Source organism: Clostridiisalibacter paucivorans DSM 22131, from assembly GCF_000620125.1.
Lineage (GTDB): Bacteria > Bacillota > Clostridia > Tissierellales > Clostridiisalibacteraceae > Clostridiisalibacter > Clostridiisalibacter paucivorans.
In genome coordinates this window covers 50,013-72,680 of record NZ_JHVL01000013.1, presented here as the reverse complement: position 1 = coordinate 72,680, position 22,668 = coordinate 50,013, and the positions used below count along the sequence as shown (strand labels likewise).

Annotated in this window: 21 protein-coding genes; 19 read left to right on the top strand and 2 right to left on the bottom strand. The window is 31.3% G+C overall.

The annotated features are described in order from the left end of the window. Positions 1–150: 150 nt before the first annotated feature. From Q326_RS0106530 to Q326_RS0106465, 14 genes are all read left to right on the top strand, one after another. Entirely contained in the window at positions 151–1,413 is a 1,263-nt protein-coding gene (locus tag Q326_RS0106530) for a nucleotide sugar dehydrogenase (protein WP_026894646.1), read from the top strand. 15 nt (positions 1,414–1,428) lie between these two features. Continuing rightward, the gene (locus tag Q326_RS0106525; protein ID WP_026894645.1) at positions 1,429–2,685 is read left to right on the top strand and encodes a glycosyltransferase; all 1,257 of its coding nucleotides are present in this window, start codon (positions 1,429–1,431) and stop codon (positions 2,683–2,685) included. Positions 2,686–2,715: 30 nt separating this feature from the next. Beyond that, positions 2,716–3,846 (top strand): glycosyltransferase family 4 protein, encoded by a 1,131-nt coding sequence (locus Q326_RS0106520; RefSeq protein WP_026894644.1) that lies wholly within the window; start codon positions 2,716–2,718, stop codon positions 3,844–3,846. Next, the gene (locus Q326_RS0106515; protein ID WP_026894643.1) at positions 3,843–4,334 is read left to right on the top strand and encodes a DUF4330 domain-containing protein; all 492 of its coding nucleotides are present in this window, start codon (positions 3,843–3,845) and stop codon (positions 4,332–4,334) included. The genes Q326_RS0106520 and Q326_RS0106515 overlap by 4 nt, the downstream gene beginning before the upstream one ends. Positions 4,335–4,347: 13 nt before the next feature. After that, a complete protein-coding gene (locus Q326_RS0106510; protein ID WP_026894642.1) occupies positions 4,348–4,884 on the top strand; it encodes a hypothetical protein in 537 nt (178 codons plus the stop codon). A gap of 13 nt (positions 4,885–4,897) precedes the next feature. Further along, a complete protein-coding gene (locus Q326_RS0106505; protein ID WP_026894641.1) occupies positions 4,898–6,253 on the top strand; it encodes an O-antigen ligase family protein in 1,356 nt (451 codons plus the stop codon). Between the two features lie 20 nt (positions 6,254–6,273). Then, a complete protein-coding gene (locus Q326_RS0106500) occupies positions 6,274–6,765 on the top strand; it encodes a hypothetical protein (protein WP_034601424.1) in 492 nt (163 codons plus the stop codon). A gap of 11 nt (positions 6,766–6,776) precedes the next feature. Beyond that, positions 6,777–7,622, top strand: a complete 846-nt coding sequence (locus Q326_RS0106495) for a class I SAM-dependent methyltransferase (RefSeq protein WP_026894639.1) — start codon at positions 6,777–6,779, stop codon at positions 7,620–7,622. Positions 7,623–7,661: 39 nt separating this feature from the next. Beyond that, positions 7,662–8,765 (top strand): polysaccharide pyruvyl transferase CsaB, encoded by a 1,104-nt coding sequence (csaB, locus tag Q326_RS0106490; RefSeq protein WP_026894638.1) that lies wholly within the window; start codon positions 7,662–7,664, stop codon positions 8,763–8,765. A gap of 4 nt (positions 8,766–8,769) precedes the next feature. Further along, positions 8,770–9,531: a WecB/TagA/CpsF family glycosyltransferase gene (locus Q326_RS0106485; protein ID WP_026894637.1), complete on the top strand. Its 762-nt coding sequence runs from the start codon at positions 8,770–8,772 to the stop codon at positions 9,529–9,531. A gap of 37 nt (positions 9,532–9,568) precedes the next feature. Next, a complete protein-coding gene (locus Q326_RS0106480; RefSeq protein ID WP_026894636.1) occupies positions 9,569–10,390 on the top strand; it encodes a transketolase in 822 nt (273 codons plus the stop codon). Then, positions 10,390–11,328, top strand: a complete 939-nt coding sequence (locus Q326_RS0106475; RefSeq protein ID WP_026894635.1) for a transketolase family protein — start codon at positions 10,390–10,392, stop codon at positions 11,326–11,328. The genes Q326_RS0106480 and Q326_RS0106475 overlap by 1 nt, the downstream gene beginning before the upstream one ends. Before the next feature lie 129 nt (positions 11,329–11,457). After that, a complete protein-coding gene (locus Q326_RS0106470) occupies positions 11,458–11,898 on the top strand; it encodes a protease complex subunit PrcB family protein (RefSeq protein ID WP_026894634.1) in 441 nt (146 codons plus the stop codon). A 164-nt stretch (positions 11,899–12,062) separates the two neighbouring features. Then, positions 12,063–14,429, top strand: coding sequence for an ATP-binding protein (locus Q326_RS0106465; RefSeq protein ID WP_245592066.1), 2,367 nt, complete (start codon positions 12,063–12,065; stop codon positions 14,427–14,429). 5 nt (positions 14,430–14,434) lie between these two features. On the opposite strand, the gene Q326_RS0106460 is transcribed toward Q326_RS0106465, so the two are convergent. Then, the gene (locus tag Q326_RS0106460; protein ID WP_026894632.1) at positions 14,435–15,007 is read right to left on the bottom strand and encodes a 5-formyltetrahydrofolate cyclo-ligase; all 573 of its coding nucleotides are present in this window, start codon (positions 15,005–15,007) and stop codon (positions 14,435–14,437) included. Between the two features lie 372 nt (positions 15,008–15,379). On the opposite strand from Q326_RS0106460, the gene ftsE reads away from it, so the two are divergent. The 5 genes from ftsE (at position 15,380) to Q326_RS0106435 (ending at position 20,748) form a co-directional block, all read left to right on the top strand. Next, on the top strand, positions 15,380–16,066 hold the full coding sequence (gene ftsE / locus Q326_RS0106455) for a cell division ATP-binding protein FtsE (protein ID WP_026894631.1): 687 nt from the start codon (positions 15,380–15,382) through the stop codon (positions 16,064–16,066). Then, positions 16,056–16,952: a permease-like cell division protein FtsX gene (gene ftsX / locus Q326_RS0106450; RefSeq protein WP_051531253.1), complete on the top strand. Its 897-nt coding sequence runs from the start codon at positions 16,056–16,058 to the stop codon at positions 16,950–16,952. Before ftsE ends, ftsX begins: the two co-directional genes overlap by 11 nt. Before the next feature lie 18 nt (positions 16,953–16,970). Then, positions 16,971–18,104: a murein hydrolase activator EnvC family protein gene (locus Q326_RS19060; protein WP_026894629.1), complete on the top strand. Its 1,134-nt coding sequence runs from the start codon at positions 16,971–16,973 to the stop codon at positions 18,102–18,104. Positions 18,105–18,271: 167 nt separating this feature from the next. Then, on the top strand, positions 18,272–19,501 hold the full coding sequence (locus Q326_RS0106440) for a S41 family peptidase (RefSeq protein WP_026894628.1): 1,230 nt from the start codon (positions 18,272–18,274) through the stop codon (positions 19,499–19,501). A gap of 35 nt (positions 19,502–19,536) precedes the next feature. Further along, the gene (locus tag Q326_RS0106435) at positions 19,537–20,748 is read left to right on the top strand and encodes a PDZ domain-containing protein (RefSeq protein ID WP_051531251.1); all 1,212 of its coding nucleotides are present in this window, start codon (positions 19,537–19,539) and stop codon (positions 20,746–20,748) included. Positions 20,749–20,895: 147 nt separating this feature from the next. Here the strand turns inward: Q326_RS0106435 and Q326_RS0106430 are convergent, their stop codons facing one another. After that, positions 20,896–22,446 (bottom strand): TolB-like translocation protein, encoded by a 1,551-nt coding sequence (locus tag Q326_RS0106430; RefSeq protein WP_026894626.1) that lies wholly within the window; start codon positions 22,444–22,446, stop codon positions 20,896–20,898. Positions 22,447–22,668: the final 222 nt, after the last annotated feature.

The window sequence follows — 22,668 nt, the reverse complement described above, 5'->3', positions numbered from 1 at the left end:
GGTAACAGTGCTTAAATCCACGTGTAAAAACGTGGATTTAAGTTTTTATAATGGAGGTATAAAATATTGATATTTTCAAATCACTGTGTTAAACTTTTATATGTGTAATTGTCTCTAATTATAAGATTAAAACTTGAAGGTGGTATATTGATGAAGAAAAAAATATGTATATTAGGACTTGGATATATAGGACTTCCTACTGCTGCTATGTTTGCTACTCATGGTCATAAGATAGTGGGAGTAGATGTTAATAATACAGTTGTTAGTGAATTAAATAAAGGTAAAATAACTATAGAGGAACCATATTTGGACATTATGGTTCAATCAGCAGTTAAATCAGGAAACTTGGTAGCTAGGAGTACCCCTGAAGATGCTGATGTATTTATAATTGCAGTACCTACACCTATAAATAAAGACAAGACTGCTGATATGTCATATGTAGTATCGGCAACAGAATCTATAGTACCTTGTTTGAAAAAGGGTAATATTGTCATATTAGAATCTACATCACCTCCAGGGACTGTTGAAAATTTACTCATACCTATTTTAGAAAAGTCAGGACTCGATGTGGGACGAGATTTATTAGTTGCCCATTCTCCAGAGAGGGTACTTCCAGGAAGGATATTAAAGGAATTAGAAGAGAATAATAGAATAATTGGTGGAGTTAATCAGGAATCTTGTGAAGCGGTAAAGGAATTATACAGAACCTTTGTAAAGGGTGAAATATATCTTACGACACCTACAACTGCTGAAATGACAAAGCTCATGGAAAATACCTTTAGAGATGTGAATATTGCATTGGCCAATGAATTAGCTAAGATATGTGAGAGTATGAAAATAAATGCATGGGAAGTAATAGAATTAGCCAATAAACATCCTAGAGTAAATATACATCAACCAGGTCCAGGGGTAGGGGGACATTGTTTAGCAGTAGATCCCTGGTTTATAGTAGAAAAACAACCAAAAACTGCAAAGATTATAGATCTTAGCAGAAAAACAAATGATAGTATGCCAACACATGTATATGATAGAATAAAGGAAATACTGTCTGGAATAAAAGATAATAAAAAGGTGACTATACTTGGGGTTACATATAAACCTAATATAGATGACTTGAGAGAAAGTCCTGTTTTGGAACTTATTGATTTACTAGAACAGGATGATGATATAGATATATCAATATTTGACCCCCATGTATTTACTTGTAAATATATTGAAAAGGATATGTATAATGCATTGAAGGATAGTGACTTGGCAGTATTAGCTGTGAATCATGACTATTTTAAGAATGTAGACTTTCAAAATATGAAAGGAGTTATGAAGACTCCTAATATTTTAGATACGAGAAATTTTTGGAGTGAAGACATAGTTAATGATTTAGGTTTAGATTATTATCTTTTAGGCAAAAAATAATAAGGGATGAAAAATATGAAAAAAGCATTAATGGTTGCATATCAATTTCCTCCAATGGGAGGCTCTGGAGTGCAACGTACAACGAAGTTTGTTAAATATATGCCTGAGTATCAATGGGAGCCTGTGGTATTTACTAGGGAAGTTAAGAATATAGAGCTGAAGGATGAAACTTTATTGGGAGATATTCCGTCTAATACAAAGATAATTAGAACTAAATCTTGGGATTTGACAGAATTACCAGGGGTTTTAAAGCTTGGAGGCAAGGCAATAGCAAGAAAAATACTTATTCCTGATGGAGAGCGCTTATGGCAGATTTTTAATGAGAAAAAGGCAATAGATATTATAAGAAAAGAAAATATAGACTTGATATATACTACATCATATCCATATAGTGATCATTTACTGGGTCTAAAGCTCAAAAAAAAATTTCCTCAGATACCTTGGGTAGCTGATTTTAGAGATGAATGGACTAAAAACCCATATTTATTAGATAACCCCCATTATAGTTTAAGGATGAATATTGAGAGGAATATGGAGAAGCAGATAATGGAAGGTGCAAATTATATTATAACAAATACCCCTATAATGATGAAGAACTTCATTGATAGTTATCCATTTACTAAAGAGAAGTTTTGTGTAATACCCAATGGATACGATGAAACAGATTTTCAGGGGACATCTGAAGTAGATTGTAAAAGGGATAAGTTTGTTATAACTTATACGGGATCATTTTATGGTAGAAGAAGTCCAGAGACATTTTTTCAAAGCATCAAGGATTTAGTGCATCAAGGAAAGATAGAAGAAGATAAAATACAGATTCAATTGATAGGTAATTATATAGTGAAAAGACTAGATGCCCTTATAAAAAAATACGGACTAGAAAATATGGTTCATATATTGCCTTATATGGAACATAGAGAGAGCATAAAGGAATTAATAAAATCCAATGTCCTTCTGTTGATAGTGGGTGCAGGACCTGGGGCAGAGGCCTTTTATACTGGAAAAGTTTTTGAATATATGAGAACTGGACGTCCTATTTTAGCATTGGTACCAGAAGAAGGTGTTGCAGCAGATGTTATAAAAGAGACTGATACAGGGCTTGTTTCTGATAGTAGAGATATAGAGAAAATAAAGGAAAATATATGCAAATTATACAATAAGTGGACAAGAGGAGAAAGAAGTATTGATCCAGATTGGACAAAGGTTAAAAGTTTTGATAGAAAGGCATTGACAAAGAGATTGGTAGATGTATTTGATAATGTTATATCATAAAAAAACATAAATAAGGAAGGCAGAGATAAAATGAGGGTACTTCATTTAATATCTGGTGGAGATACGGGAGGTGCCAAAACCCATGTCTTAACCTTACTAAAAGAACTCAATAAACAAATAGACGCTCAGCTATTATGTATAATGGAAGGTGTATTTACTAAAGAAGCAAAGGAAATGGGTATACCTATAACAATTATGCTTCAAAAAAAGAGGTATAATATATTTATAGTAAGAAAAATGATTAAATTTATAAATGATAATAATTTTGATATACTTCATTGTCATGGTGCAAGGGCTAATTTTTTAGCTATATTATTAAAGCCATGGATAAAGATACCTATTATTACTACTATACATAGTGATTATAAATTAGATTTTACCAATGATAGGTATAAGCAGTTATTTTATACTCCTATTAATTCCCTAGCTTTGAGGGGTATATCTTATTATATTGCTGTTACAGAGGCATTTAAAGATATGTTAGTGGACAGGGGATTTGATGAAGATGTCATATATGAAGTATATAATGGGATTTCATTTAATGATGAGTCTGATTTATTGACTAAAAGAGAATTTTTTCAAAAATATAATATATCTTTAGAAGAAGATGTTCTATATATTGGTAGTGTAGCTAGATTACATCCAGTGAAAGGTATAGATGTATTTTTGAAGGGAGCCGTAGAAGTAATAAAAAACTATCCCATGGCAAGGTTTGTTGTAGCGGGAGAAGGTCCAGATAGAAAAAAATACGAATACTTTATTGAAAAAAACAATTTAACAGATAAAGTATTTTTATTGGGACATGTGGAAGATATTGTTTCTTTTTATAATGCCATAGATATAAATGTATTGGCATCTTATAGTGAGAGTTTTCCCTATGCATTATTAGAGGGAGGTAGACAGAAGAAACCTACAGTGAGTTCCTCGGTAGGAGGCATATCAAAGATGATAGACCACGGAGAAAATGGCTTTTTATTTCAGCCAGGAGACTATAAGAGTATGTCGAAATACTTGTTAACTTTAATTAAAGATGAAGAATTGAGACTTAAAATAGGAAAAGCATTTTATGAAAAAATAAAGAATGATTTTTCTTCTGGAAAAATGGCAGAACGACATATCGAAATTTATAAAGAGATATTAGAAGGGAGAAAACTTAAATGATTGATAAAAAAGGAAAACTGTTTGGAATAATAAATGTAGTAGATTTAATGGCTTTAGTTTTAATAGTCCTTCTTGTTGGGGCTTTAGGGTACAAAATGATTGGTAGTAAGAATGGCTTGTCCCTAGGAACTGAAACTGAGATTAAAGATGTCACAATTCGCGTAAGAGCAAGGTTAAAGCCTGAAGAAACTGCAAAGGCACTTAGTAAAGGTGATAAGTTGGTTGCAAAGAACACATATGCTAATGGCACAATTGAGTCTGTATCATATGAGGATGGAGACTATTCAGTGCCTACAGATGATGGAAGATTAGTTGTTACTAAACATCCTCTTTGGAAGGATATTGAAGTGGTAATAAAAGGGACAACTGATGTCAGTGGACCCATCATAAAGTTAGATGGTCAAGAGATAAGAATAGGTGGAGAATATTGGGTAAAAACTCAGAAGGTAGAGATACTGGGAGAAGTAATTGGCATGGAAATAGAATAAAGGTGTGAAGACTATGATTGCCTTAAGACAGGTTTTTAAAAATAGTATAATATTTAAGATAATAAACCCATTTATAATAAGTTATAATAATAGTAAAATAAAGAAAATATTTGAGACTATAGATATTTGGATTGAAAATAGTGCTATTTATAGCAGGTGGATTAATTATATAAACAAGGTTTCCCACAGTAAAAAGTCTTTTATATATAAAATATTGTCTACTATAGGAAACAAAATAGATAGAGGGATATTGAAGATATCTAAATTTTTTAATAATATAATGGACGATAGTATAATATATGGTATGACAAAGGAATTTAAAGACGAACTTAGAAATAGACAATATATGATGATAGTGGCTGTTATTGCATCTTTTTCACTGGGATTTGTTATGGCTACAGGCATTAGTCATAGGTGGACTTTTTATAGAATGCTTTTGATTATATTTTTAATTTTGGTTGCATCTATGATGTTGGTTATAAGGAATAAATGGCAAATATGGTTAAAGGATAGTTGTATTTATAGATGTTATAAATATATTTTTGATTAAGTTGGTGATTTTTTTGAAGAAATTTATATATGCAGTAATAATTATATTGAGCTTTGGATTAGGTATATTGGGCGGCATGACTAGGATAGCCCTTCCATTTATAGCATTGGGTATTGCTTTTTCTATCCTTATATTACTTTTGGATTATCAGAGAAGCATATATTTAGTTGCTCTATATGTGTTTTTAGACTTTTTTATAAGACAATATGTTGGTAGTCCATTATTGGGAAGCTTGTGGGATGAATTATTATTTATTTTTGTATTTCTTATGTGGATGTATAAAACATTTATTGATTACAAAAATAGAGGATATAGATGGACTCCTATGGAGGCACCTTTAATATTCTTTTTTGGTATAGGCATATTTTTGCTTATAATTAATTCCCCCAATATTAAAATATCCATAGAAGGGTTTAGAGCTGTAGTACAGTATATGTTATGGTATTTTCTAGTTGTACAAGTATTAAAGACTGATAATGGCGCTAGAAACTTATATAAAATTTTGGTTTTAATAGGTATTTTTATAGGACTACATGGCGTTTATCAATATATAGTAGGAGTTGAAATGCCTGCTACCTGGGTAGATAGTATGGAAAAGGGATTGAGAACTAGGGTTTATTCCATAATAGGAAGTCCAAATATTTTAGGAAGTCTTATGACATTGACTGTACCCATGGCTATTGGTTTAGTATACGGTGAAGAAAAAATTGGGAAAAAATTGTTTTATGGTATAGGATCTATTGTAATGATGGCATGCCTCGTATTTACATTTTCAAGGGGTGCTTGGATAGGATTTATGGTAGCGGCATTAGTATTTATACTATTGAAGGATAAGAGACTTATTATACCTGCAATAATCGCTGGTATGCTGGTAATTATTTTTGTACCATCTATAGTAGATAGAATAACTTATATGCTAAGTCCCCAATATATTTCAAACAGTTTAAAAGGGGGAAGGCTTATAAGATGGATTACAGGTCTAGAGATGTTAAAAGAACAGCCTTTATTTGGAGTAGGTCTAGGACATTTCGGTGGGGCTGTTGCTATGAACAATGATATACCTGGTACATTTTATATGGACAATTATTATTTAAAAACTGCTGTTGAGATGGGTATTGTAGGATTAATGGCATTTTGGTTCTTACTATATCAAGCGATAATATGGAGCTATAGAACAGTGATTAAAATACAAGATAAATATTTTGTTAATTTAATACAGGGTGCTATAGCAGGTATGATGGGTGTTTTAGCCCATAACTTTTTTGAAAATGTTTTTGAAGTACCTATGATGGTAACTTATTTTTGGATTTTAGTAGGGATTATAATGTATCTTAGAACTACTAAAGTTGAAAAATTTGATAATATTTAAAATATGGGGAGCTGATCTTAATGAAAACATGGTTCGATAGATCAAAATTGACAACTGTGGTGATAGCTTTTATTATTGTAACAACTCTTATAGGAGGAAATACATTTGCTGACCCAGGAACAGAAGATGACCCATTGGTAACATTGAGTTATGTACAAAAAAGAATAGACCAATTAAAATACTACATAGATGAAAAGGTAGAAATGATTGGAAATGAAGGGAATCAAAATACTGCAAAAGAGGCAACTTCTTTAGAAGTAGTAGAATTGGAAAAGGGGCAAAAGCTAATAGGAGGATCTGGAACCCAGATAATCCTCAGAGGTGGAAATGGTAGGGTAGTAGGCAGTGAATTAGGTGGACTATCTGATGTGACATCTGCTAATGATATTCAAACAGATCAGCTCATACCTAAAAACCATTTGCTTATAGTACCCCGTGATGATGGTAGAGGAGTGCATGCAGTAGATAAGGTGTATTTAATGGTAATAGGTAGATATCAAATAATAAACTAAGGAGTAAAGAGATGGGTTTTAAAGAGAAATTATGTCTAAAGGGTAATAGTTTATTTCCCCTTCCTGTACACCCCTTTAATCTTCAAAATGATGGTAAAAAGACATATGCCAAGTGGCAATATGAAAGGGGTCAAGATACCATAAAATTTTATTTAAAAAAAGACAGTGCTGAGGACATGTTTTTACATAAGAATGTATTAGACATAGGATGTGGAGCAGGAGGGAAGACTTTATATTATGCTAATCAGGGAGTAAAAAAAGTATATGGAATAGATGTAGTTGAAAGATATGAAAAGGAATCAAATGCCCTTGCCAAGGAATTGGGATTAGAGGACAAATTTGAATTTATTTTAGGAGATGCATCAAACACCTCGTTTAATGATGAATACTTTGATACTATCATAATGAATGATGCCATGGAACATGTGGATAAACCCCTTGAGGTGCTAAATGAATGCTATAGAGTGCTTAAACCAGAGGGAAAACTGTATGTAAACTTTCCACCATATTATCATCCTTATGGTGCCCATCTAAGTGATGCCATAGGAATACCATGGGTACATATGTTCTTTGACGATGATACTTTAATAGGGGTTTATAAGAAACTAGTTAAAGATTTACCCGATGGTGAAAATAGGATTTCCTTTAGAATTGGTAAAGACAATCAAGGACAAGAGATATTTTCATATATAAATAAGATGACTATAAAAAGGTTTAATAATATATTGCCTAATACTAAATTTAAGGTATATTACTATAATGAAGTACCATTGAGAAATTTTTTTAAACCGCTGGCGAAAGCCCCTATTTTTAAAGAATGTTTTGTAAAAATGGTAGTAGCTATACTAAAAAAATAGTTTCATAGCATATTTTCTTAACTAAAGGAGTCATATCCCATGGATAAAAGGAAAAAAGTGATACTTTCAGGATATTATGGATTTAATAACAGTGGAGACGATGCCATTTTAAAGGCTATAGTCAAAGATATAAGGTCTGCTGATGAAAATATAGATATAACAGCTCTTTCTAAAGATCCTGAAGATACTAAAAGAACATATAATGTTAATGCCATAGATAGATTTAATATATTCAATGTGATAAGTGCAATAAAAGACTGTGATATGTTTATTAGTGGAGGAGGCAGTCTTTTACAAGATGTGACCAGCACTAGATCTTTATTTTATTATTTAGCCCTTATATATTTGGCTAAACTTTTTAACAAACCTGTTATGGTCTATGCCAATGGGATTGGGCCAATAAAGAAGAGTATAAATAAGAAGCTGACCAAGAGAATTTTGGAGAAAGTGGACTTAATAACATTAAGAGATACCAACTCAAAGGAGACTATAGAAGATTTGGAAATAAAGAATGAAAATATATTTATAACGGCTGATCCTGTTTATACTTTAGAGCCTTCAAGTGTGGAAAGAATAAAAGAAATATTTACACTAGAGGATATACCTATGGATAAACCTTTAATAGGTATATCTTTAAGGTCATGGAATAATAAAGATAATATAATAAAGACCATATCTGGAGCTATAGAATATATAAAATCTAATTATGATGTAAATATTATAATTATACCTATGCATTATCCAGAAGATTTACAGATAAGCACTGACATACTCAGTAATGCAAAGGACAAATGTTATTTACTGAGGAATAAATATAATGTTGAAGATATAATGGGCATAATAAGAGAATTGGATATAATTATAGCCATGAGATTGCACTCTCTAATTTATGCAGCTACACAAGCTGTGCCTATGGTAGGGTTAGTATATGACCCCAAAGTGGATGGTTTTATGGATTCTATAGGAATTAAAAGTAAATGTAATGTGAAAAATCTAGAATTAATAAATCTATGCACTTTATTAGATGATGTATGGAATAATAAGGAAAATATAAAATCTAATTTGGAAAAATATAAAGTAGATTTTAAGAATAAGGCTTATAAGAATATAGATTTAGCTATTAAGCTAGTCTATAGAAGGTGATATTATGAATGAATTTATTAAAATTATGGGAATAAAAATAGATAAAATTACTATGGAAGGTGCACTAAATAGAGTAGAAGAATTTCTAAATGGAGAAGCTACTAAAACTATATATACTCCCAATACTGAGATTATAATGAATGCACAAAAAGATAATAAATTTAAACAAGTATTAAATGAAGGAGACTTGGTAGTTCCCGATGGTATTGGTCTTATATATGCATCTAGAATAAAAAAGCATCCATTACCAGAGAGGGTAACGGGATTTGATATATCTATGGGCATTATTAATATAGCCCATACTAGGAGGCTAAAGTTATTTCTTTTAGGTGGAGAAGAGGGCGTTGCTGATATAGCTGCTAAAAAAATCAAAGATAATTATGACAATATATTAATATCGGGAACAAATAATGGGTATTTTAAAGGAGTACATACAGGGTATGAAAGTCATAAAGAGGAAATGGATATAATAGACAAAATAAATGATGGTGATACAGATATATTGTTTGTAGGATTGGGAGCAGAAAAACAGGAAAAATGGATTCATAAAAATAAAGATAAACTCAAATGTAAAATCATAATAGGTAATGGTGGTACTATCGATGTTTTGGCTGGTAAAGTAAAAAGGGCACCAGATATATATCAGAGATTAGGCCTTGAATGGCTCTATAGACTGGTTAAAGAGCCTAAAAGACTGAAAAGACAAACAGTACTACCATTGTTTATGCTTAAAATATTGTTTTCAAGTAAAGATATTGTAGAATAGTGTAGCAAGAATGTATTAACTAAATAGGAGGTAAAAAATGGATAAATATAAAGATTTAAAGGTTATCGCCAGTACCTTACGAAAAGATATTATAAACATGCTTAATAAAGCCAAATCTGGTCATCCAGGAGGTTCTTTATCTGCATGTGAAATAATGACAGCTTTGTATTTTAAAGAAATGGATATAGATCCTAAAAAACCACAGTGGGAAGATAGGGATAGATTTGTATTGTCAAAGGGTCATGCTGCACCAGTATTATATGCAGTTTTGGCAGAAAAAGGATATTTTCCTAAGGAGGAACTTAATAGCTTGAGGAAGATAAATTCAATGCTTCAAGGTCACCCTGATATGAAGGGTACTCCTGGTGTAGACATGTCCACAGGCTCTTTAGGTCAAGGGTTTTCTGCTGCCAATGGAATGGCTTTGGCAGGAAAAATGAGAAGCAAAGACTATAGAGTTTATGCAATGCTAGGAGATGGTGAGGTTCAAGAAGGTATAGTGTGGGAAGCGGCTATGTTGGCTGCCCACTATAAATTAGATAATCTTACTGTATTTTTAGACCATAATGGATTGCAGATAGATGGAAAAAATTGTGACATAATGGATATATCCCCTATTGATAAAAAATGGGAAGCCTTTGGTTGGAATGTGATAAAAATAGATGGACATAATTTTGATGAAATATTTGATGCTATAGAGCACAGTAAGAATACAAAAGGAAAACCCACTATAATTATAGCGGAGACTATTAAAGGCAAAGGTGTGTCTTTCATGGAGGATAAAGTAGAATGGCATGGAAATGCTCCGGATGATGAAGAAACATCGATAGCTATTAAAGAACTAGGGGGTGAGATATAATGGCAAAAAAAGTGGCAACAAGAGAGGCGTATGGAGAAGCATTAAAGATATTGGCAGAAAAAAATGAAAATGTAGTGGTATTGGATGCGGATTTATCTAAATCTACTAAAACTGCTAAGTTTAAAGAAGTTTGTCCACAAAAGTTTGTAAATGTAGGTATAGCAGAACAAGGTCTTATGGGTACCGCAGCAGGGTTAGCTGCAGCTGGAATGATACCATTTGCCAGTAGTTTTGCTATTTTTGCTACGGGAAGGGCATATGAAATTATAAGAAATTCCATTGCATATCCTAAGATGAATGTAAAAATAGCTGCAACCCATGCAGGGCTTACTGTTGGAGAAGATGGTGCATCCCATCAAGCATTAGAAGATATAAGTTTAATGAGGACATTGCCCAATATGACAGTTATAAATCCTGCTGATGCTGTAGAGGCAAAAGAAGCAGTATTGAAGGCAGCAGAGTATAATGGACCAGTATATATAAGACTAGGTAGAAGTAAAGTACCTGTAATATATAATGAAGATGATTTTGACTTTGAAATAGGTAAGGCAAAGATATTGAAAGATGGCAGTGATGCTACTGTTATTGCTACAGGTATAATGGTGAATGCTGCATTAAAAGCAGCAGAAATACTAAAAAAGGAATCAATAAATATTAGAGTAATAGATATGCATACAATAAAGCCCATAGACGAGAAGGTAATAATTGATGCTGCAAAAGAAACGGGGGCTATAGTAACTGCTGAGGAGCATAATAAGATTGGCGGATTAGGAAGTGCTGTTTCGGAGGTATTGGTTGAAAATTGTCCTGTGCCCATGATAAGGATTGCTGTAAATGATACCTTTGGTGAGTCTGGTAATGGAGATGAATTATTAGTCAAATATGGACTTACTGCTGAAAATATTGTTGAAAAAGTGAAATGTATAAAGGGAATATAGTTTCAGGTTTATTAATATATATAACGGTAGCTTAAGCTACCGTTATTATTTTGTTCTAAAAATACATCTCCTGAATAGAAATATTTATAAGAGATTTTAAGTTATAAATATTTAATGGGGGGATATGATATGAAAAAATATAGGTTGTATATAGTAGTGGCCATAGTGATATTGGCACTTATATTTATAGTGAGTAAATTCTTATTCAATGAGGGGGATAAAGGAGTGAGCTATGAAATAGTAGAACAAGACCAAATTCCTCAAAAATTAATGGAGATACTCCCAAAATATAAAACAGAGGAAAGGGCATTGACTTGCAAATTGGAAGATGGAGTTTATGTGGTAGTAACTAGAGGAGAAAAAAAGACAGCAGGGTATTCAGTTAATATAAAAAAATTGGAACTAAAAGAAAAGGAGGAAGAAAAAACACTTGTAGTATATGCTGAATATAGAGATCCAAAACCTGATGAAGTGGTGGCACAAATAATTACATATCCTATGATTGTAGTGAAAACAGAACTAGAAGAATTACCAAATAAAGTAGAGTTAAAAGTAGAGTATTTGGACTAGTGTTAAATATAGTTAGTAGAAGAAATCCATAGGATTTCTTCATTTTTTATATTTACATATTGATTTATATTTTTTGAAAATATATTTATAGGGTATATATAAATATATGGAAATTTATTCTATACATTCATTTGGGGGTGTGCAAACTGAAGGAAAAGAGAAAATTGTCTATAGAAGAATTAAACAAAAGATGCAATTTGGACTTGTTTAATTTTAAAACTACCAGAGAATTACCCATATCTGATGAGATAATAGGTCAGAAAAGGGCCACAAAGGCATTGAATTTTGGGCTGTCTATCAATAGAAAGGGATATAATGTTTTTGTTACGGGTATTACTGGTACTGGTCGCAATAGCTATTCTTATTCTTTGGCTAAAAAATTTGCAAAGGGTAAGCATGTACCTTCTGATTGGTGCTATGTTTACAATTTTGATAAACCTGTGAGACCTAAAGCAATAGAACTAAAAGCAGGTAATGGAAGTGCATTTAAAAAACATGTGGAAGATTTTGTATGCAGATTAAAAACTGAGATTCCAAAATATTTTACATCTAAGGAATATGAGGACAAAAAAAGCAATATTTATAATGAGTTTGATGCAAAAAATCAAGATATAGTAAATAGATTAAATGACAAAGCAGAAAAATATGGGTTTCAATTTAAACAGACTGATAGAGGATTAATAACTTATCCTCTTATTGAAGATAGACCTATGAAAGAGGAAGAACTTCAAAACTTGAGTGAAAAAGAGATGTTGGAGCTTAAGAAAAAGTCTAATGAGATGAGCTCAGAAGTACACAATATATTAATTGAATTTAAAGATATGGAAAGTAAATTGCTAGACGATTTAGATGAGTTTAATAAAAAAGAGACATCTGAATTAATCAAAGACTATATGGAAGAATTAGTAAAAGAGTTTGAAGATAATAAAGATGTGATAAATCACTTAAATGAATTGGAAAAGGACATTGTAAAAAATTTAGATAAATTTCTAGGAAAAGAAGATGAGAATAAGGATAAAAAAATAACTTCTAAATTAAAATTACATGAAGACTTTTTTAAACGTTATGAAATAAACTTATTTATAGATAATAGTAATAAAAAAAATGCCCCTGTAATAAGGGAGATGAACCCTAATTATTATAATCTTTTGGGGAAAATTGAATATGTAAATGAGATGGGTGTATTGAGAACAGATCATACTATGATAAAACCAGGTTCTATACACGAAGCAAATGGGGGATTCTTAATAATACAGGCTAAGGACATATTGAGTAGTTCCTTTGCATGGATAGGACTTAAGAGGGCCCTTAAGTCTAATGAAATTCAAATAGAGAATATTACTAAAGGTACAGTAATAGCTGAAACTATAAAGCCAGAGCCTATTCCTATAGAGTTAAAAGTAATCATAGTAGGAGATTACTATACCTATCAAATGCTTTATAATTATGATGCTGATTTCAAAAAACTATTTAAAATTCGTGCAGACTTTGATATAGAAATAGAAAGAAATGAAGAAAATATAAAAAAGATAGCATTATTTGTAGCTAATCATTGTAAAGATGAAGAATTATGCGATTTTAGTAAAGATGCTATAGGTAGAATAGTTGAATATAGTTCAAGGCTTTCAGGTGATAAGAGAAAATTAAGTACTAGATTTAATGAGATAGTAGAGTTGTTATATGAGGCTGATGCAATGGCTGTAGCTTCTGAAGACCATATTGTAACGGAGAAACATATAAATATGGCAATAGAAGAAAAAATATATAGAAATAACAAGTACGAAGAGAAGCTTCATGAATTGTTTAGAGACAATACATTGATGATTGAGACGACAGGGTATAAGGTGGGACAGATAAATGGTCTTGCTGTATTGGACTCTGGTCAATATTCCTTTGGAAGGCCTAGCAAAATAACAGTCTCCACCTATGCAGGAAAAGATGGGATAACAAATATTGAAAGGGAAGTAGAACAGAGTGGTAATATACATGACAAAGGCGTGTTAATACTTAGTGGATATTTGGGCGCCAAATATGCTCAGAATACCCCATTATCATTGAATGCTAGTATCACATTTGAACAATCATATGATATGGTGGATGGAGATAGTGCTTCCAGTACAGAATTATATGCAATACTGTCTAGTATATCAGAACTCCCAATAAATCAATCTATAGCTGTTACAGGTTCTGTGAATCAAAAGGGAGAAATACAACCTATTGGTGGAGTAAATGAAAAAATAGAAGGCTTTTTTAAGGTTTGTAAAGAAAAGGGATTGAAAGGCGATGAAGGGGTTATTATACCAATACAAAATGTAAATAATTTGATGTTAAAGGATGAAGTTATAGATGCAGTAAAAGAAGGGAAATTTTCCATATATGCCATTGAGAGCATAGATGAAGGGATAGAGATTCTAACAGGAGTAGAATATGGTAAGATGGACAAAGAAGGAAATTATTCCAAGGATACAGTAAATTATTTGGTACAGAAAAAATTAGATTATTATGCAGACTTAAGTAAGGAATACGAGTAAAGTATCTAATTACAGAGGACAATACCGTCCTCTGTAATTATGTAGTCCATAGGTATATCGTGTTTGTCATAAGGGATAGTATCTAGTAATTGGAATTTGTATGCCAATCCAATCTTTAGAGCGGTTTCTTTGGTTCTTATAAGGAATCTGTCGTAATATCCTCCTCCATACCCTATCCTATGACCACTATTGGAGAATACTGATCCAGGGATTAATATTAGATCAATGGAGAGGGGATTTATGGGCCTTATATACTCTTGTTTTGGTTCTAGAATACCATAGGTGCCCTGTGTAAGTTCTTTATCATAGTCTTTTAAAACTGAAGGTGTCAATACCTTAGATTTAGTATTTGTTATGGGTATTGACACTATTTTTTTATCTTCAATGCACCTTTGAATTATGTATTTAGTAATAACCTCATTTCTATAACTAACATAGGTCATTATAGAATTGGCATTCATATACATTTCAGACTCAAAGAATATTTTTGATATGACTTTGCTTTTATATTTTACATCATTAGACAATAATTCCCTTCTTTTTTCTAAAATAGACTTTCGCAAGTGAAATTTTTTCAAAATAGACCCTCCTTACCAATAATTTCATAAAAAATAATGGATATTTAACATTTATTAAAAGAATTTTGAAGGATTTTAGAGAAAAAAGCAGAAGAAATATAGTAAGTTATTTTCAAATCAATACTTAATTTCCCAAAAACTATTATAATATAAATTAGGGCTAATTGTTAGTAGTCAATGTCTAATCAAGGTAAATAAATTAGTGCAGAAAAAATTATATTAGATTCATAATATGGTTTATGGATGCTATTAAAATTAGGACTTAAGAACTAAAAATAACATTTTATGTTTAAATTTATATAACTAAAGTACTTTTTGACGAAATAACTGATAATATAAGGTTTGGATAGTATATTTTACAGGAGTGATAAGATGATAGATTTTATAAATATATACAAAGAATATGATAATGGTGTTGTGGCACTAAAAAATATAGATGTACATATAGAAAAGGGAGATTTTGTATTTTTAGTGGGATCTAGTGGTGCAGGAAAATCTACATTGATAAAGTTACTGTTGAAGGAGCAGGAACCTACTAGGGGAAGGATTATATTAAACAATAAGGATATAACCTATGTGAGGAACAGAAGGATACCTTTTATAAGGAGGAGTGTAGGGGTTGTATTCCAAGACTTTAGATTACTGCCTAAGAAAACAGTATATGAAAATGTTGCCTTTGCTATGGAGATAATAGGGGCGTCTTCAAGGGAAATAAGGAGACAAGTTCCCATGATACTAAGCATGGTAGGGCTTAGTAATAAGGCAAATTCTTATCCTGATCAGCTTTCAGGAGGGGAACAACAAAGGGTTTCCATAGCTAGAGCAATAGTAAATAGCCCTGCAGTACTTATAGCTGATGAGCCCACAGGAAATCTTGACCCAGATACGGCGTGGGAGATAATGAAGCTGATAAAACATATCAATAGAAGGGGCACTACAGTACTTATGGCTACCCATGCTAAAGATATAGTAGATTCAATGAAACGAAGAGTCATAGCCTTGGACAAAGGAGAAGTTATTAGAGACAATCAGAAGGGTGGATATGACTATGAAGTTTAGAATGTTTAAACATATGATGAAACAAGGATTAACAGGGATGTGGAGAAATAGAATGATGAGTTTAGCATCCATAGGTTCTGTTACCTCGGCATTATTTATTTTGGGGATAGTACTTATTCTTATATTGAATATAAACAATATGACCAATATGGCTCAAGAAAAATTTGATGAGATACATGTGTTTTTAGTAGATGATTTAACCGATGAAAATGTTGATAGTATAGGAGATAAAATAAGTGAATACGAAGGCGTTTTATCAGTAACATTTCGTTCAAGAGAACAGGCATTAGAGATAATGAAGAAGGACTGGGGAGATGAAAGTTATTTATTAGAAGGTTTAGAAGATAATCCGTTTCCTAATTCATACATTATTCAATTGAGTAGCATAGATAAGGCAGATGCAGTAGTCCAGAAACTACAGGCAGTTTCAGGTATAGAAGGTATTAGATTCCATCAAGATATAGTAGAGAAGATGATGACTATAACAAATTTTGTAAGGATGAGCGGACTGATTATAATAACTATACTTACATTGATTTCTATATTTATTATATCTAACACTATAAAATTAACTGTTTCTGCTAGAAAGAGAGAAATAAATATTATGAAGTATGTGGGAGCGACTAATGGATTTATTAGGGGACCTTTTATTATAGAAGGGACATTATTAGGAGTTATAGGTTCAGCACTGGCTATAGCTATAGTGAGCTTTGGATATAAATACATATTTAATGTGGCCAGTGAGAAGTTATATGTATTTTTTACTATGTATATGATTCCCTTTGATGGTCTCTTTGAAGATATAATAATAATATTTTCAGTAATCGGAATAGGTATAGGAATATTAGGTAGTGTTATTTCATTGAGAAAATTTTTACGAGTATAGGTTTAAGGAGGGGGCAAAGTGAAAAAAAGGATAACATATTTGATATTAGGTATGTTAGTGTTATTGAATTCCATTGTGGTGTATGCAGGTAATAATGATGTGAATGCTTTGAGGGAAAAAAAGTCTAAAACTGATAGTGAAATAAAATCTATACAAAAAGAAATACACAAAAAACAGCTGAAAGAGGCAGAGGTTACCAATGAAATAAATGCATTAGATAGGAAAATAGATGAGGCAGATAATGAACTGGCCAAAGTAGAAAATAAATTGAAAACTATTAATGGCAATATAAAAAAGACTAAAGAAGAATTAGTTGAAGCAGAGAATAATATAACAAAGAAAAATGACACTCTAAACTCTAGGTTAAGGGTAATGTATAAAAATGGTTCTGTGGGATATTTGGAGGTGCTTTTAGATTCAGAAGACATAGGAGATCTTTTAACTAGATTAGATATGGTTAAAAGCGTAGTTTCTCACGATGTTGATTTATTGAAATACATGAAGGAACAGAGAGAAATAATAGTCTCAAAGAAGAAGGACTTGGAGATTCAACAGGATGCTTTGGCTTCCACTAGAGTTGAATTAAATAATAAGAAACAAGATTTAGTTGTTGCTACTAGGGCTAAAGAACGGTTAATGTCAGATATAAAGCAAGATAAAGATAAATTAGAGAAACAGGTAGATGAACTAAATGCGTTGGCAGAAAAGATTTCATCAGAGATAAGAAAGAGGCAATTATCTGTAGAGTATGCAGGTGGAGAGATGATGTGGCCTACTCCTGGGATATATAGGATAACATCTCCATATGGATATAGAATCCACCCTATATTCCATACTAGAAAGATGCACACAGGTGTAGATATAGGTGCATCATATGGAACAAAGGTACTTGCTGCCAATGATGGTGTGGTTCAGATGTCAGGATGGCTTGGTGGATATGGTAAGGTTGTTTTAATAGATCATGGTGGAGGTATAACCACATTATATGCACATAATTCCAGACTATTGGTAAAGGCAGGAGCTAAAGTAAAGAGGGGACAGGCTATATCAAAGGTAGGGAGTACAGGAAACTCTACAGGGGCGCATCTTCACTTTGAGGTTAGAAAAAATGGATCTCATGTAAACCCATTACCTTGGGTTAAAGGGAAATAAATACAGTTAGTAGTTCATAGCTAGTAGTTGGTAGATATTAACTACTAGCTTTTTTATTTCACAGATATATAGAAATGGGAATTATTGAAAAGTACAAACAGTGGTGGTATAATGAACACATCTGTTTAATAGAATAAAATATTAGAACAATAACTGGGGTGAAATATATGATATCAAAAAGAAAGGCTGTTTTATGGAGTGTGATATTAGTTTTTATATCAAGTATTGTGACATTTACTGTGGGAAATATTATTCAAATATCTGTAGGTGATAAGGTAATAATAGCAAAAAGGGAGGTAAATAAGTTAACAAATACATATGAGAAATATGCTAAAGCTATGGCATTGGAAAACTTTATAAATGAAAATTACTTAAATGATATATCTGAGAAAGAGATGATGGATGGACAATTAAAGGGTATGTTCGAATCATTGGATGACCCCTACTCTGTATATATGACAGAAGATGAATTTAACAACTTCATGGAGCATACAAAGGGTAGCTATGGAGGTATAGGTGTAATAGTCACTCCTGGAGAAGATAATATGATAACAGTAGTTTCTCCCATAGAGGACACTCCAGGATACAGGGCAGGGTTTAAGCCTGGAGACAAAATAATAAAGGTGAATGGAGAGGAGTTTACAGCAGATAAATTGGACGATGCTATAAAAATAATGAAAGGAGAACCGGGAACAGAAGTTAATATTACTGTAATGAGAAGAGATGGAGAAGGAAAGCCTAACTATATTGAAATGCCCATAACTAGGGAAGAAATAAGATTAGAGAGCATAAAATCAAAGATGCTTTCTGATGATATAGGGTATATAAGAATAATTCAATTTGATGAATTGGTATATGATGATTTTATTGAACACTATGAGGCATTAAAAAATGAAGGTATGAAGGGACTTATAATAGATTTAAGAAATAATCCTGGTGGATTATTAGATAAATGTGTAGATATAGCTGATAAACTTATAGGTAAATCTGTGGTAGTATATACAGAAACAAAATCGGGAGATAGGGAGTATTTTAAATCTGATTCAGATAAAATTAATATTCCATATACTGTATTAATAAATGAAGGTAGTGCCAGTGCTTCTGAAATTTTGGCAGGAGCAGTTAAGGATACTAAGTCAGGAACTCTTATAGGAACTAAGAGCTTTGGTAAAGGAATAGTACAAAGAATAAATCAATTGCCTGATGGATCTGGATTTAAGCTTACTGTTTCTAAGTATTTTACTCCTAATGGTGTATCTATTCATGGAGAAGGTATAACTCCAGACATAATTGTGCCCATACCTGAGGATGTAGATCAAATAGGATTAGACAATTTGAATCAAGATACTCAACTTAAAAAGGCTATTGAAGAAGTTAAAGAAAAAATGAATCATTAGTTTTCTGGTGATTTGTAAATGTATGGAGGGGTTGAATGAATCAAATTGTGTATCTGATTAAAATGATATTTTTCACGTTGATTCAGGTTATACTTAATCCTATTTTTTTAGTAGTGTTATTAATATTATTTATTCAATACAATAAGATTTCAAAGATGGAAAGGGACATATTGGGAATAAACAAAGAGAGTATAGCCAAGAGGATATTTTCATCAACAGCTGTGGGGCTTTTAGGAGGAGTTCTTGGGAGTATAATAGTTATTTTATTAGGAGTTACCATAGAGGCTTCAGATTTTAGATATATATTTGTATTGGCTATAATTTTGATGTTGATTCATCCTAGATTCATCTGTTTTTCTTATGGTGGTGGATTGATATCACTATTTAGTTTAATATTTGGATTTCCAGATATAAATGTATCTAGTATAATGGCCATCGTAGCAGTTCTCCATCTAGTAGAAAGTTTTTTAATATTTATAGATGGTGATACAACAAAAATCCCCATATTTATGGAAACAAAGGGTAGAATAGTGGGGGGATTTAATATGATGAGGTTTTGGCCCATACCCTTTATTGTACTTTTGCTTGTTTCCAGCTATGATATTTCTAGTGGAATAGATATGCCTGAGTGGTGGCCACTTTTTAGTTCCACAGATATGAAAAATGTATTCTATATAATGATAGGTGTAATAGCTGCATTGGGTTATGGAGATATGGCTATAGCTCAAATGCCTAGGGAAAAGATAAAAAATTCTTCAAAAAATTTGTTTTTATTTAGCATAGTCCTATTGATATTGGCTGTAATATCATCACATATATATGTATTTAAATATATAGCAGCTATATTTAGCCCAGTAGCCCATGAATTGCTGATACAAATAGGTCGTAAAACTGAGTTAAATGGAAAGTCAATATTTTCTCCACCACAAAAGGGCGTTCTTATACTGGATACTATACCAGGTTTTGCAGGAGATAGAATGGGACTTAAAACAGGAGATATAATTTTTGCTATAAATGGAAATAGGGTAGACTATAAGGAAGAAATAGATAATGTACTTATGGAAACACCCTCATATATATGGATAGATTTATATGAGGGGCCTAATAATATAAAGACTTTAGACTATAAAGACTATGGAATAGGGATACGAAAACTAGGAATACTGACAGTTCCTAAAAATTCAATATATCCCTTTGTGGTAAGGGAAAAAGATGGAATCTTAAAGAGGATTATGAAGAGGAAGTAAGTTCAATATAATGACAGAGTTATAAATACAGTTAGTAGTTCGTAGCTAGTAGTTCGTAGTTGATGGAAGAAATCTTATGGATTTCATCATTAAACTATTTACTACTAGCCATTACCTACTAACTATATTTATATTTTAAACTAAGTTCTATTTTGTTGGAATCATGTATATTCTTTTGTTTTCAACCTCGGAGATGGGAGGTGAGGTATTTACAAACAAATTATTCTCACTATATATGGTATCACTGGACAATGAATAAAATAATGTAGATAATTCTTTGGATTTCATAGAATATTTTATTATTTTTATTATATTACTAAAGGTATCCTCATCAAATATTATTAAGCTATTTGATGATATATTATAATTTTTTATATTCAAGGTATCAATTTTTTCTATTGAATTATCTAGTAAATTGTATATATATAATTCATTTTTATTTAATTCCTTTTTCATATATACTAAAGTATCTTTGTCTAAAAGATTTATATCAAAACCATTGGCTATTTCTAAGGGTTCTTGATCTTTTTCTAATATATATATAGGTGAATTTGTATTATTATCATCAAACTTTTTGTATATTATAATATCATGCAGTATGTCAAATTCAGATACAATAGTATCAAATACATATTCAGTACTGACATTATTGGTACTTATATTGTACTTATATAAGGTAGAAGATTCATTACCATCATTATTAATGAAATATAAATTATTATTTTTCCATTTTATATTCCAGGTATGATCTATTTGTAGACATGGAATTTTTTCGGTGCTGCCCTTATGTAAGTCTATAAGGAATATATCGGTTAAGCCATCATTATTATCTATAACAGAAATATATCTACCATTTTGTCCAAAGCTACCATCAAAAATAGCGTTATGGGTGGTATATAATTTTTTAGTACTTTGATCATTTATATTATAGATCCATAAAGTCTCACTATTTTCACTTTCTGTTGTATTATTTTTTTTGTAAAGTACATATTTATTATTAAATGTATCTAATAGAGTACCTTCGTCTATATAGGTTGATAAATCAGTTATGCTAGATGTCAATATTTCTCCATCCATAGCATTGACAGTGCCTTCAAATGAGACAATAGGGTATTCTTTTTTAGATTTATCAAATGCAAACTCTAATTTTATATCCCAAATATAGCCATCTTTTGTCTCTATCAGTTTTACAATGGGCTTTGTATTTGTAGCAATTTTAAATTGTGAAAATACATTATTAAGAATGTCAACCTTATTAAAAGGAAGTTGAATAGGATCATAATTTGTGGGTATTATTTCAAAGGTGACATCCTTTAATTTATTTATGTCTATATCAGGCAAAGAAATTGTCAGTTGAGGTATAAATAGATCATCGGTTTTACCTCTGGAAACACTGGAAGTATATATTTTAACCAGATTATTTTTAGACGTTATTTTAGTAATTACAGCATCAGAGCATTTAACAATACCTAGATTTATTAATAAATTAGGGTTTTTAGATTTATTTATCATTTCTACATTTTGTTTTATGGATTGGTATCCCATAGATAAAACCTTTTTTTCAATATTAAAATTTAAAAGGGTTTCTTTAGAAGTGTCTTTTATTGTTTCTGTATCATTATTTCCATCAGATAAGAAATTACATCCAGAAATAAAAACAGACAGTATTATAAATACAAATAATATTTTTTTCTTCATAAGTTTAATACCTCCTTGGATACTTACATTATATATGATTCAACAAATATTTTAAAACCCCTTTTTATTTGGGTATAAAATGTGCCAAAGCTAGTATTTAACTATTAACATTTTAGGATACAAATCTTCTTATTTCTATTAGATTAAAAATTAAAGAAAGTTGACTTTTTATATACATAAATATATAATTAATACGAACAAATGTTCATATCGATGAGGTGA